We start from the raw sequence: 12792 nt of genomic DNA, 5'->3' as shown, positions 1-12792 counted from the left end.
GTGCGGGCGGGGAGCCCGCTCACTTCGTGAAGTCCACGGGCGGGGACCCGTTCACTTCACGAAGTCCTCGACGACCTCGGGCGGCCAGGCACCGACCTTGAGCACGCCCATGGAGTAGGCGCGGGAGACCAGTGCGGCGCGGTTGGGGACCTTCAGCTTCCGCAGCAGGCAGGTCACGTGGTACTCGACGCCCTGCCGGCTGAGGTAGAGGCTCGCCGCGAGGGGGATGGTGGAGACACCGGCGGCGATGCCCTCCAGGATGCGGGCGTCCATCGAGGAGAGGATCTTCTTGCGCCTGGACACCACGCGTGCTTCCTCGCCGTCCCCGGCGGTGNNGGGCACTCCCCCGCGCACCGCGACCGCGGTGAGGGGAACGGTGAAGGCACTCTCCTCGCCGGGCCCCACCGCGAGGACGGGGGTGACGAATCGCTGGTGCTTGCCTTCCAACAAATTGGCGAATTGGCGCACCAACGGCTGCCGCGCGCTCGGGTGGACCACGTCGCGGAAATTACGGCCGCATAGGTCCTCGGACGAGGCGTTGAACTGCCGGAAGAACTCCTGGTTCGCCTGCTGGATGGCCAGTGTTTTATCGAGGCTTGCCACGCACAGGCCCGGAGCTGCAGGTGCTGGACTCAGCAAGAATGTGCTCCCTGTCGAAGACTTGAGCGCGAAATCAATTCGGAGGCTGGTGGACGGCCGTGGGGACCGTCGGCAGGGGCGTCATCGGCCCTGGACCAGCAGTATCTCCAGACCCGGACATCCTGCGTCACCGACCTTGCGGGGTCCTGGACGAGTCGCTGACGTCCACTTGCCGTCGACTGCCGTCGTTTTCAGGACCCCTTGTCGAAATCCTTGCCCAACACCTTCCGCTTTCTTGCCAATCGTCGGAACGCCAGCTCAGCGGGTGCTTTCGCTATGTCATGATCGGTAGCGGACGCCCTGCGACCGCCGGTGCTCGAAGCCGTCCGTCAACCAGCCGTACCCGTAAGAGATTGGGGACCGTCATGTCCGCGCCTCCCACCGCGAACGCGTCGCCCATGACCCCCGGCCCGGCCGAGCCCTTCCTGAGCGTTCTGGGGCCCATGTCGGCACGGCGCGACGGGCGTGAGCTCCCCCTCGGCCCGCCGCGACGGCGCACGCTGCTCGCCCTGCTGCTCATCCGGCTGGGCCGGGTGGTGCCCACCGAACTGCTCGTGGAAGAACTGTGGGGTGACGGCGCGCCCCGGCATGCCGTCGCGACCCTCCAGAGTCATGTCTCCCATCTGCGCCGGACCCTGGACACGGCGGAAACGGGCCAACTTTCGGTGCTTCGGCATCGGACGCCCGGGTATGTCCTGGAACTCGATCCCGAACACGTCGACGCCTGCCGGTTCGAGCGTCTGGTCACCGATGGGCGGCGGCTGCTGGAGCAGCACGATCCGCGTACCGCGCACGCCCGGTTCACCGAGGCCCTCGGGCTGTGGCGCGACTCACCGTACGCGGAGTTCGACGGCCACCCGCCGCTCAGCGACGAGTGCGCCCGGCTGGAGCAGATCCGGCTCACCGCGGTGGAGTCCTGCGCGGAGGCGCGGCTGGTCCTCGGCGCGGCCGAGGAGGTCGCCGCGGATCTGGACGGGGAGGCCCGCCGCCATCCCACGCGGGAGCGGCTGGTCGGCCATCTGATGACGGCGCTGTCCCGGCTCGGGCGGCAGGCCGAGGCGCTCGAGGTGTACGAGCGCACGCGCAGTCATCTCGTGGAGGAGTTCGGGGTGGACACCGCGGCCGAGCTGCGCGAGGTCAGGAACGCGATCCTGCGCCAGGAGCCGGGGGCGAGCACCCCGTCCGGGAAGTTGTCCCCCGAGCAGATCGCGGTGTCCGTCGCCGCGCCCGCGCCGGAGGAGGCGCTTGCGGGCGGCACGTTATCGGACGGCGCCGGTTTAGCGGGCTTATCGGGGTTATCGGGCGCGGAGCGCGCGGGCGGCGGGACGATCACCACTCTGACGCACGAGGAAGCGGCGACGGCCGAGGGCACCGGCGGAGCGGGTGAGCCGGGCAAGGCCGCCGCATACGAGGAGAGTTCGGCGGCGGGGCGGGCCGATCTGCCGCCGGGCGTACGGACGAACTCCGTCGAGCCGCGGTCCGGGACCGCGCGGCGCCCCGTGCCAACGGCGGAGGACGAGTCGGCAGCCGCCCAACAGGCGGGCGGATTCCCGGAGTGCGCGTCGGGGTGGACGGCCGCCGCCCCGTCGCCGTTCACCGGTCGCGGCCAGGAACTGGACCGGCTGACGAACGGCGCCGCGAGCGCCGTCGTGGGGCATGGCCATGTGGCCGGTGTCCTCGGTCCCCCGGGGGTCGGCAAGACCCGGCTGCTGCTCGAACTCGCCGCGCGTCTGGAGGGCATGGACGCACGGGAGGGGGGCTCCCGGCTCGAAGTGGTCTGGAGTCACTGCTTTCCTGGTGAGGGCGTGCCCGCCTACTGGCTGTGGACCCAGATCCTGCGGCGGCTGTCCACGACCCGGCCGGACGCCTTCCGTGAGGCGACACAGCCGTACGGCGCCCTGCTCGCCCCGCTGATGCCCGAGCGGTCCGCCCTGCGGACCGACGGTCCGGAACCGGCCGCCGACTGGTGCCAGGCCCGTTTCCTCGCCCATGACGCGGTGTGCGAGGTGCTGCTCGCCCTCGCCGCGCGCCACCCCCTCGTGCTGCTCCTCGAAGACCTCCAGTGGGCGGACACCGCCTCCCTCGATCTGCTCAGGCTGCTGAGCACCCGCTGCCAGGGCCAATCGCTCGGCATCGTGCTCACGGCCCGGGAGTTCGAGGCCGAATCGGACGCGACGCTGCGCCGGGTGGTCTCCGACGTGCTGCGCGGTCCCCGGACGGACACGCTGCGGCTGCACGGGCTGTCCCCCAAGGCGGTCGGCGCACTGGTCGAGGCGCACGCGGGGCCCGGTGTGGACCCGGAGGTGGTCGAGGTGCTGCACCGACGCAGCGAGGGCAACCCGTACTTCGTGATGCAGTTGCTGTCCCTCGTGAGCAATGCCAGCGATCTCCAACGCCCGGACGCGGTCGATGTGTTACTGGCCCACATTCCCACCGGCGTACGCGAGGCGCTGCGCCAGCGGTTCGCCGCGCTGCCCGAGCCGGTGCTGCGGGTGCTCCGGCTGTGCGCCGTCATCGGGGCCGAGGTGGACACGGATCTGCTGCACCGGACCGCCACGCCCGACGAACCGGTCATCGCCGGCCTGGAGTCGGCCATCCGCGCCGGACTGCTCGCGGAGGACCCGCACCACCCGGGGCGGCTGCACTTCGCGCACGCCCTGGTCCGGGAGGCGCTGGTCGAGGAACTGCCGCGCGCGGACCGCCATCGTCTGCACGCCGGCATCGCCGAGGCGCTGCACGCCCGCCACCGGGGGCAGATGGGCGACGAGGAGATCGAACGGGTGGCCCACCACAGCTGGCACGCCAAGAGCGCGCTGCCCGCCGCGGAGGTACTGCCCCGGCTGCTGCTCGCCACGGAGCACGCCGAGCGGTCGATGGCGTACGAGCAGGCGGAGATCTGGCTGCGCCGCGCGGTGCATCTGATCGGCTTCCTGCCGCCGGACGAGGCCGCGACGGCCGGGCTGGAGCAGCGGCTGCACATCCAGCTCGGCCAGATCCTCGCCACCACGCGCGGCTACGGCCACCGCGAGGCCGAGACGGCACTGGCCCGCGGGCGCGCCCTGAACGCGGCCACGCAGGCGCCCGAGGATCCGTCGGTGCTGTGGGCGCTGTGCGCGTCGCGGCTGGTCACCGGACGCTACGACGCCTCACGGCAGCTGTCCGGTCTGCTGCGGGACATCGCGCGCCGGACCCGGGAGCCGGTGGCGGCGCTCGGCGCGGCGTACGGCGAGGGCATCGTGCTGCATGTGCGCGGAATGCTGCCGCAGGCACTCGCCGAGCTGGAGCGGGGCGTCGGCCTGGCGGACCGGCTGGCCGACGAGGGGCATGCGCTGGCGCGCACCTTCCAGCACGACCCGCGGGTCTCCTGCCGCTCCTACGACACCTTCACCCACTGGCTGCTCGGGAACCGGGAGGCCGCCGGAGAGCGCCGGCGTGAGCTGCTGCGCATCACGGAGTTCGAGAGCAGGCCGTCCGACCGGTCGTTCGCGCTGTACGTGGACGGGGTCGTGGCGGCCTGGGAGGGTGACACCCGCACCGCGCTCGCATCCAGCGGCGAGGGCGTGCGGGTCGCGGGCGAGCACGGACTGCTCTACTGGAAGGCGATGCTGGGTGTCGTCAAGGGGTGGGCCCTGGCCCACTGCGGGGACCGGGACGACGGTCTGGCCCTGGTGCATGCCTCACTGGCCGAGCTGGGCCGGTCCAGGACGTGCCTGCGCCACCCCCTGCATCTGGGTCTGCTGGGTCAGGCCCAGTGGCACGGCGGGCGGACCGAGGAGGCGCGCAGCACCTTCCGGGCGCTGCTGGCCGCGGTGGAGCAGCGCCGCGAGCGCGTGTACCTCCACCCGGCCCTGCCGGCGACCCCGTTGCTGCGCGAACTGCTGGGCCTCGATGACGACGACGTGCGTGACGCGTACGGTCCGGTGGCCCCGTAGCCTCCCGCACGCCGCCGCCGCTCAGTCCTCGGTGATGACGATCGCCTGCACCGGACAGGCCAGGGGGACCTCACGGACGCGGGGGTCCCCCGCGCCGTCCTCCTGTCCCGGGAGCAGGGCGACCAGTGCCTCGTCGTCCTGGGTGAAGACGCCGGGTGCGGTCATGACGCACTGGCCGGAGCCGATGCACCGGTCACGGTCGACGGTGATGCGCAAGGCGTGGCCCGCCCCCCCTCGTTCGGTTCCTGCCGCCCGTGCCGTCACCAGGTGACGGGCAGTTCGATCGGGCCCTGGGCGTCGTGGCCGGCCTTGAGCGGCACCTCGTCCAGGGGTACGGCAAGCCGCAGGCCGGGGATGCGGGTGAAGAGCGCCCCGAGGGCGATCTCCAGTTCGGCGCGGGCGAGGTTCTGCCCCAGGCACTGGTGGATGCCGTGGCCGAAGCCGACGTGGTGCCGCGCGTTGCGGCGGGCGTCGAAGACGTCGGGGTCGTCGTACGCCTGGCCGTCGCGGTTCATCAGGGTGATGGAGACCAGTACGGCGTCCCCGGCCTTGACGGTCGTGCCGCCGACCTCGATGTCCTCCTTGGCCATCCGCACCATGTAGTCGGAGACGGAGGTGAACCGCAGCAGTTCCTCGACCACGCCCGGCACCGCGGCGGGGTCGTCCAGCAGCACCGGGATCTGCTCGGGGTGCTGCATGAGGGTGAGGGCGCCGAGGGCGATGGCGTTGACGGTGGTCTCATGGCCGGCCACCAGCAGGACCAGGGCGATCATGACCACCTCGTTGTGGTCCAGCTCGCCCTCCTCCAGCTGGCGGGCGATCAGCTCGTCCAGGAGGCCGTCCCCGGGCTCGGCCTGCTTCTTGGCGACCAGGCCGTGCAGGTACTGGTACAGCTTGGCGAAGGCCGCGTCGGCCTCCCCGGAGGTGGCGGCGCCCACGAAGTCGCGGGAGCACTCCTCGAAGAAGTCGTGGTCGCCGTAGGGGACGCCGAGGAGTTCGCAGATCGCCATGGAGGGCACGGGCAGGGCGAAGGCCGACACCAGGTCCACGACCGGCCCCTTGGCCAGCATGTCGTCCAGGAGCCGGTCGACCAGGCTTTGCAGGCTGGGCCGGATGGCGTTCATCCGCTTGACGCCGAAGCTGGGGATCAGCATGCGGCGCTGCCGGGCGTGCAGCGGGTCGTCCACGCCGATCAGCGGGAAGGCCAGTCCGCCGCGGTCCTCGGTGCGCTGGACGACGACGGGGAAGACCGGGTGGCCCCAGTCGGAGGACAGCCGGGGGTCGGCGAGCAGTGCGCGTCCCTCGGCGTGCCCGGTGATCAGCCACGCCGGCCGGCCGTCGAACAGCGTGACCCGGGTCAGCGGGCTCTCGCCCCGCCATTCCGTGTAGGCCTTCGGCGGCTGGTACGGGCAGGTCCGGTCCTGGGGGAAGGCCGGGGCCTCGGACCCGGTGGGGCGGAAGTCGGTCTCGGTCATGTCGTGCCTTTCGGGCGATCGGCGGTGCGGTGGTTCGGCGGTGCGGGAACGGCCCCGGCAGGCGCGGGCGTCACCAGGTGACGGGCAGCTCGTGCACGCCGTAGAAGACCATGTCGTCGCGGAAGCGGAGTTCATCGACGGGCTTGGCCAGGCGCAGGGTCGGGAAGCGGCGGAACAGCGACTCGAAGGCGATCTGGAGCTCGATGCGGGCGAGTTGCTGGCCGATGCACTGGTGCGCGCCGAAACCGAAGGCCAGGTGCGGTGCGGGGCGGCGGGTGATGTCGAAGCGCTCCGGCTCCTGGACGAAGGCGGGGTCGAAGTCGGCGGCGAGGACGTGCGCGACGACCTGCTCGCCCTCGGCGATGCGGGCGCCGCCCAGCTGCACGTCCCGGGTGGCGACGCGCTCGCCGCCGAACTGGCCGATGGTGAGGTAGCGCAGCAGTTCCTCGACCGCGTTGCCGATCAGCGACGGGTCCTCGCGCAGCAGGGCCAGCTGGTCGGGGCGGTCCAAGAGCAGGGCCGCGCCGAGGCCGATCATGCAGGCGGTGGTGTCGTGGGCGGCGATCAGCAGGGTGCCGGCCGCGTTCATGAGGAACATGTCGTCGAGGACGCCGTCGGGGTCCTCGGTGGTGGTCAGCGCCGAGATCAGGTCGTCGCCGGGGCTGGCGCGGCGCTCCTGGACGAGCTGGTAGAGCAGCCCGCCCAGGCGCATCCCGGCGGCCTCGGTGGCGGCGGCGTCCTGGTCGACCCGCATCATCGCCTCGGCGATCTCCTGGAACTCGGGCCGGCGTTCGACCGGGACGCCGAACAGGTCGGAGATCACCATGGCGGGCACCGGGTTGGCGAAGGCCTTCACCAGGTCGACGGTGCCGCCCTGGGCCGCGATGGCGTCGAGGCGTTCGTCGACGATGCGCTGGATGTTCGGGCGCAGTGCCTGCATGCGCCGGACGGTGAACTCCTTGGCGAGCAGCTTGCGGTCGGCGGTGTGCTCCGGCTCGTCCTGCCACAGCAGGCTGCCGCGGCCGGGCTTCTGGGTGACGACGCCGTCCTGGGTGTGCAGGGCGTGCGGCACCTGGACGCTGAAGGAGGGGTCGCGCAGCAGGGCGCGCACCTCCTCGTAGCCGGTCACCAGCCAGGCCTCGTGGCCGCTGGTGAAGGTGGCCCGGGTCACCGGGGCGGCCGCCCGGACCTCGGCGATGCCGTCCGGCGGCAGGAACGGGCAGCTGCGGGCCTTGGGTACGGCGGGTGCGGCGCCGGTGGACTCGGACATGGCTCTCCTTGTGCTGGTGTGAGGGGTGGGCCGTACGACTGGGGTCAGGCGGCGGGGAGTTCGAGGGTGCTCTCGCCGCGCCGGGGGGCGTTCACGAGGACGGCCATGTTCCCGGAGGGGTGCACGTTGTCGTGCATCATCTGGTGCATGCGCCCGATGTCCTGGAAGGTCTCGCAGGCGGACAGGCAGGGGTCGAGCATGCCGGTGCCGACGAGTTCGATGACCTCGCGGCACTCGCGGGTGCCGGCGTAGTGCGAGCCCTGGAGGCGCTTGGAGCGCATCCACAGGTGGCGCAGGTCGACGTCCCCGTTGTAGCCGGAGGTGCCGCCGCAGATCACCACCATGCCGGCGTTGTCGCACAGGTACATCGAGGTGGGCAGGGTGTCCTGGCCGCTGTGCTCCAGGACGATCCGCGGGGACCTGCGCTCGCCGAGGATCTCCCAGATCTTCTTGCCGACCCCGCGGGCGCCGCGCAGGAACCGTGCCGAGGCCTCGGCGTCCCCGACGTCGGGCAGCCGGCCCCAGTGGTCGAAGTCGCGGCGGTTGATGGTGCCCGCGGCGCCGAGACGGCGGCAGTACTCGGAGCGGTCCTCGCTGGAGACCATGGCGATCGGGATGCCGCCGGCCAGCCGGACCAGCTGGATGGCCATGGAGCCGAGGCCACCCGCGCCGCCCCAGATCAGCACGGGGTCGCCGGGGCGGACCGTGTTGCCCTGCCAGCCGAGCAGCTGCCGGTAGGCGGTGGGCCCGGTGAGCAGGAAGGCCGCCGACTCCTCCCAGGTCAGCCGGGCGGGCTTGGGGTGGCACTGGTACTCGTCGACGCGGCAGAACTGGGCGAAGGAGCCGTAGTTGGTCTCGTACCCCCAGGCCTTGATACTCTCCGAGACCAGCGGGTCGGTGCCGAGCCGGATGTCCTTGGCGGTCTCGTCCCACTGGCCGCTGGTGAGCAGCACATGGTCGCCGACCTTGACATGGCGGACGCCCTCGCCGACGGCCCAGACCACGCCGGAGGCCTCCGAGCCGCCGATGTGGAAGTCCTCGGGCTGGCCCTGGCGCTGCCGCATCCCGATGACGTCGACGGGCTTGCCCAGCGAGGACCACACGTTGTTGTAGTTGATGCCGGCGGCCATCACATAGACCAGCACCTGTCCCCGGCCCACCGCCGGGGTGTCGACGACCTCGGTACGGAACGCCTGCTTCGGCTCGCCGAAGCGGCTCTGGCGGATCACCGAGGCGTACATCCGCTCCGGTACCTCGCCGAGCGGCGGGGTCTCGCCGATCTCGTAAAGAGCCTTGGTCATGGTTTGTCTCCCACGTCTGCGCGGTTGGTGTCCATGGCTCGCGGTGGCCGCGGGCCGGTCATGCGGTGGTCGTGTCCTCGGATGCGGCGGGGCGGGTCGCCTCGGTCGCGACGTCCGCCAGCCAGGAGTGCACCGCCGCGGCGGTGGTACCGGCGTGGTCCTCCAGCATCGAGTAGTGGTTTCCGGTGACCTCGACGGTCGTGTCCACGTGCTCGGGCGGTGCCGCCCGCCCGCCGCCGTCCGCGGCGGCGGCCGGTACGGGCTCGCTCGCCCGTACCAGGAGGGTCGGCGCGGTGATCTCGGGCGCGGCCCAGTCGTCGAACAGGCGCATGTAGCGGCCCATCGCGGTGAGTTGCTCGCCGCCGGACCTCATGAAGTCCAGGCGCTCCGACTGCGCCTGGGCCATCGCGTTGAGCACCTGGCGGTCGAAGGGGAGCGCGCGGCTGAAGCTGTCGACCATCACCACGGCCGCGGGCCGCTCCCCCATGGCCTCCAGGTGTGCGGCGACGCCGTGGGCGATCCAGCCGCCCGAGGAGTAGCCGAGCAGGACGACCGGCTTTCCGCCCGCGCACTCGCGTACGGTCCGGGCGTGCAGCCGGAGCACGGCGTCCGGGTCGGCGGGGACCGGTTCGTCCTGCTCGTAGCCGGGGTTGACCAGCGCCCACATGTCCAGCCGGTCGCGGAAGGGCGCGGCGAACCGCGCGTACTGGTGTGCCCCGGCCGGTACGACGTACGGCGAGAAGCACATCACCGTGTACGGGAGGTCGTCGCCCTGGGACAGCCGTACCGGGGCGGGGAGTTGGGCCAGGTCCTCGGGGTGCTCGAAGGAGGGCCGGAAGCGGGCCGCCTCCATCAGCATGCCCATGGCCTCGGCGGCCGTTCCGGTCCGGCTGGCGTGCCGGTAGAGCTGGACGAGCATGTCGGTGGGCCGCTCCTGCGCCGCGCCGCCGCCGGCGCCCTGGAGGAGTGTCAGCAGGTGCCGGGCGAGCCGGGCGGGCGTGGGGTGGTCGAAGGCCAGTCCGGCGGGCAGCCGCAGGCCGGTCGCGGCGGACAAGCGGCGGCGCAGGTCGATCGCGGTGAGCGAGTCGAAGCCGAGTTCCAGGAAGTGCGCGGTGGGCAGGACGTCCTCGGCGGACTCGTGCCCGAGGACCACGGCGCTCTGGGAGCGGATGTGCTCCAGGAGCTTCTCCTCCCGCTCGGCCGGTTCGAGCCGGGCCAGTTCGGTGGCCAGTTCCGCTCCGGCGCCGCTCTCCTCGCCCTCGTCCCGCTCGGCCGCCAGGAGCCGTTGTACGTCGGGCAGTTCGGCCAGGAGCGGGCTGGGCCGTCCCACGGTGAAGGCGGGCAGGAACTTCTCCCAGTCGATCGGGGCGACGGTGAGGGCCGCCTCGTCGTGGTCGACGGCCTGGCGCAGCGCGGCGATCGCGAGTTCGGGGGGCATGACGCCCAGGCCCCGCCGCTCGCCGCGTTCCCGCACCGCGTCGTCGACCATGCCGCCGCCCGCCCAGCCGCCCCAGGCGACCGAGGTCGCGGTCAGGCCGCGGGCCCGCCGCCGCAGGGCGAGGGCGTCGAGGAAGGCGTTGGCGCTGGCGTAGGAGGCCTGGCCGCCGCTGCCCCAGACGCCCGCGCCGGAGGCGAAGAGGACGAACGCGTCCAGTGCGCGGCCGTCGAGCAGTTCGTCCAGGTTCACCGCGCCGGTGACCTTGGCGGCGGCGGCTTCGGCGAACTCCTGGAGGTCGGCGTCGGCCAGCAGGGACGACCGTGCCGTGCCGGCGGCGTGCAGCACCGCGGTGAGCGGGTGCCGGGACTCGATGCCGGCGAGCAGTCGGGCGAGCGCGGCACGGTCGGCGATGTCGCAGGCGGCGATGGTCACTTCGGCCCCCAGGGCGGTCAGCTCCGCGCGCAGTTCCGCCGCGCCGGGGGCGTCGGGTCCGCGCCTGCTGGTGAGCACCAGGTGCCGGGCGCCCGCTCCGGCGAGCCAGCGGGCGAGGTGGCGGCCCACACCGCCGGTGCCGCCGGTGACGAGGACGGTGCCGCGCGGCTGCCACGGTGTGGCCGGCTCCGTGTCGGCGGGCCGGGCCCGGAGCAGGCGCCTGCCGTACACGCCCTCGGCCCGTACGGCGAGCTGGTCCTCCTCGTGCTGGGCCAGTACTCCGGCCAGTCGGCGCAGGGTGTGCTTGTCCACGGTGTCGGGCAGGTCGACCAGACCGCCCCAGCGCCGGGGCAGTTCGAGCGCGGCGACGATGCCCAGGCCCCACAGCTGGGCCTGGCCGACATCGTGCAGCGGGTCGGTCGCGCCGGTGGACACGGCGCCGCGGGTGGCGCACCACAGGGGGGCCTGGACGTCCAGGTCGCCCAGCGCCTGGATCAGGGTGAGGGTCATGGCGAGGCTCGCGGACAGCGCCGGGTGGCCCGGGTGGGCGCCGGGGGCGAGGCCGAGCAGGGAGAGGACACCGGCGGGCTGTTCGCCGCCGAGTTCCTCGGCGAGCAGCCGTGCCGTCCGCGCCCGGTCGCTGTCGGCGGGGATCTCCACGACGCGCACCTTGGCGCCGTGGGCGCCGAGCACGCCGACGACGCAGGGCGGCCACTGTCCGTCCGCCAGACCGGCGGGCAGGACGGCGAGCCACAGGCCGTCCAGGCCAGGCGCCGGGTCGTCGGGCAGCCGCCGGAAGGAGACACGGTAACGCCAGCCGTCCACTGCGGACTTCTCACGGTTTCGCCGACGCCACGCGGAGAGCGCCGGCAGCGCCGGGCCGACGAGGGCGGCGTCCTCCGCTCCGAACCGTTCGGTGAGTCCGGCGAGGTCCGTGTTCTCCACCAGCTCCCAGAACCCGGCCTCGACCGGGTCGACGCCCGCGGGTGCCGGGTCGGCGCTCTCCAGCCAGTACCGGCGCCGCTGGAACGCGTACGTCGGCAGGTCCACGCGTCGTACCGGATGTCCGGCGAAGGGGACCGCCAGGTCCACGGGCACGCCGCTGACGTGCAGTTCGGACACGGAGCGCAGGAAGCGTTCCATGCCGCCCTGGTCCCGGCGCAGCGAGGCGCCGGTCACGGCCTCGGCCTCGGCGTCCTCCGCGATCTGCTGCACCGCGTCGGCGAGCAGCGGGTGCGGGCTGCACTCGACGAACACCCCGTGCCCGTCGGCCAGCAGCGCGCGTACCGTCCGTTCGAACTCCACCGTGTGGCGCGCGTTGCGGTACCAGTACTCGGCGTCCAGGGTGGCGGTGTCCTGCGCGGCGCAGGTCACCGTGGAGTAGAAGGGGATGTCCGCGGTGGCCGGGGCGACCGGGGCCAGCAGGTCGAGCATCTCTTCGCGCAGGCTCTCGACCTGGGCGGAGTGTCCGGCGCCGGTGGCGCCGCGGACCTTGCGCACGCGGGCGCCCTCGGCTTCGAGTTCCGCCAGGAGGGCGTCGACGGCGTCGGGCTCTCCGGAGACGGTCAGGGCGGCGGGCCCGTTCACGGCGGCGACCGACAGCCGGTCGCCGTACTTCTCCAGGCGTGCGCGCACCCGGTCGGCGGGCAGGGCGATAGCGAGCATCGCGCCCTTGCCGATGAGTTTGGTCAGGCAGCGGCTGCGCAGGGCCACGATCCGCGCCGCGTCGTCCAGGGTCAGCGCGCCCGCGACGTACGCGGCGGCGACCTCGCCCTGGGAGTGGCCGACGACGGCGGCGGGTGTCACCCCGTGCGCGCGCCACAGCGCGGCCAGCGACACCATCACGGTGAACAGCGCGGGCTGGGCGACCTCCACCTCGGCCAGGTCCGGTGCGCCCGGTGCGGCGCGCAGCACATCGAGCAGGGACCAGTCGAGGTAGGGGGCGAACGCCTCGGCGCAGGCCGTCGCCTGTGCGGCGAACTCCGGTGCGGTGTCGAGGAGTTCGCGGGCCATCTCCGTCCACTGCGAGCCGTGGCCGGGGAAGACGAAGGCGACCTTGCCGCAGGCCGTGGCGGTGCCCTGGACCACATGGTCCGCAGGGGTGCCGGCGGCGAGCGCGGCGAGTCCGGCCCGCATGCCGTGCCGGTCGCGGCCGACGATCACGGCCCGCTGCTCCAGCCGGGTCCGGGTGGTGACGAGGGCGCGGCCGACGTCGGGCAGGGAGAGCTCTTCGTCGCGGTCGAGGTGGGTCAGGAGCCGGCGGGCCTGCTCGCGCAGGGACCCGGCGGTCCTGGCGGACAGCGGC

General features: G+C 73.0%; 7 protein-coding genes. 1 reads left to right on the top strand and 6 read right to left on the bottom strand.

Annotation, left to right across the window (positions count from 1 at the left end):
* Nucleotides 1-51: 51 nt before the first annotated feature.
* Entirely contained in the window at nucleotides 52-603 is a 552-nt protein-coding gene (locus CCN72_RS24705) for a helix-turn-helix transcriptional regulator (RefSeq protein WP_086809714.1), read from the bottom strand.
* Nucleotides 604-1004: 401 nt separating this feature from the next.
* Here CCN72_RS24705 and CCN72_RS24700 point away from each other — a divergent pair, with 401 nt between their 5' ends.
* Entirely contained in the window at nucleotides 1005-4571 is a 3567-nt protein-coding gene (locus tag CCN72_RS24700; RefSeq protein ID WP_086809712.1) for an ATP-binding protein, read from the top strand.
* A gap of 21 nt (nucleotides 4572-4592) precedes the next feature.
* On the opposite strand, the gene CCN72_RS24695 is transcribed toward CCN72_RS24700, so the two are convergent.
* The 5 genes from CCN72_RS24695 to CCN72_RS24675 form a co-directional block, all read right to left on the bottom strand.
* A complete protein-coding gene (locus CCN72_RS24695) occupies nucleotides 4593-4787 on the bottom strand; it encodes a ferredoxin (protein WP_086809710.1) in 195 nt (64 codons plus the stop codon).
* A gap of 44 nt (nucleotides 4788-4831) precedes the next feature.
* A complete protein-coding gene (locus CCN72_RS24690; protein ID WP_086809708.1) occupies nucleotides 4832-6046 on the bottom strand; it encodes a cytochrome P450 in 1215 nt (404 codons plus the stop codon).
* Between the two features lie 70 nt (nucleotides 6047-6116).
* Nucleotides 6117-7316 carry a cytochrome P450 gene (locus CCN72_RS24685; protein ID WP_086809706.1) on the bottom strand — a complete coding sequence of 400 codons (1200 nt, stop codon included), beginning with the start codon at nucleotides 7314-7316 and terminating at the stop codon, nucleotides 6117-6119.
* 44 nt (nucleotides 7317-7360) lie between these two features.
* Complete coding sequence (gene ccrA, locus CCN72_RS24680) at nucleotides 7361-8617, bottom strand: crotonyl-CoA carboxylase/reductase (protein WP_086809704.1); 1257 nt, start codon at nucleotides 8615-8617, stop codon at nucleotides 7361-7363.
* Nucleotides 8618-8675: 58 nt separating this feature from the next.
* The coding region (locus CCN72_RS24675; RefSeq protein ID WP_143664190.1) for an SDR family NAD(P)-dependent oxidoreductase at nucleotides 8676-12792 on the bottom strand (4117 nt) is incomplete at its 5' end.

Origin of the sequence: Streptomyces murinus, from assembly GCF_002154555.1 — a bacterium.
GTDB lineage: Bacteria > Actinomycetota > Actinomycetes > Streptomycetales > Streptomycetaceae > Streptomyces > Streptomyces murinus.
Note: the sequence above shows the minus strand (reverse complement) of the source record. Positions and strands in the feature narration are given on the sequence as shown.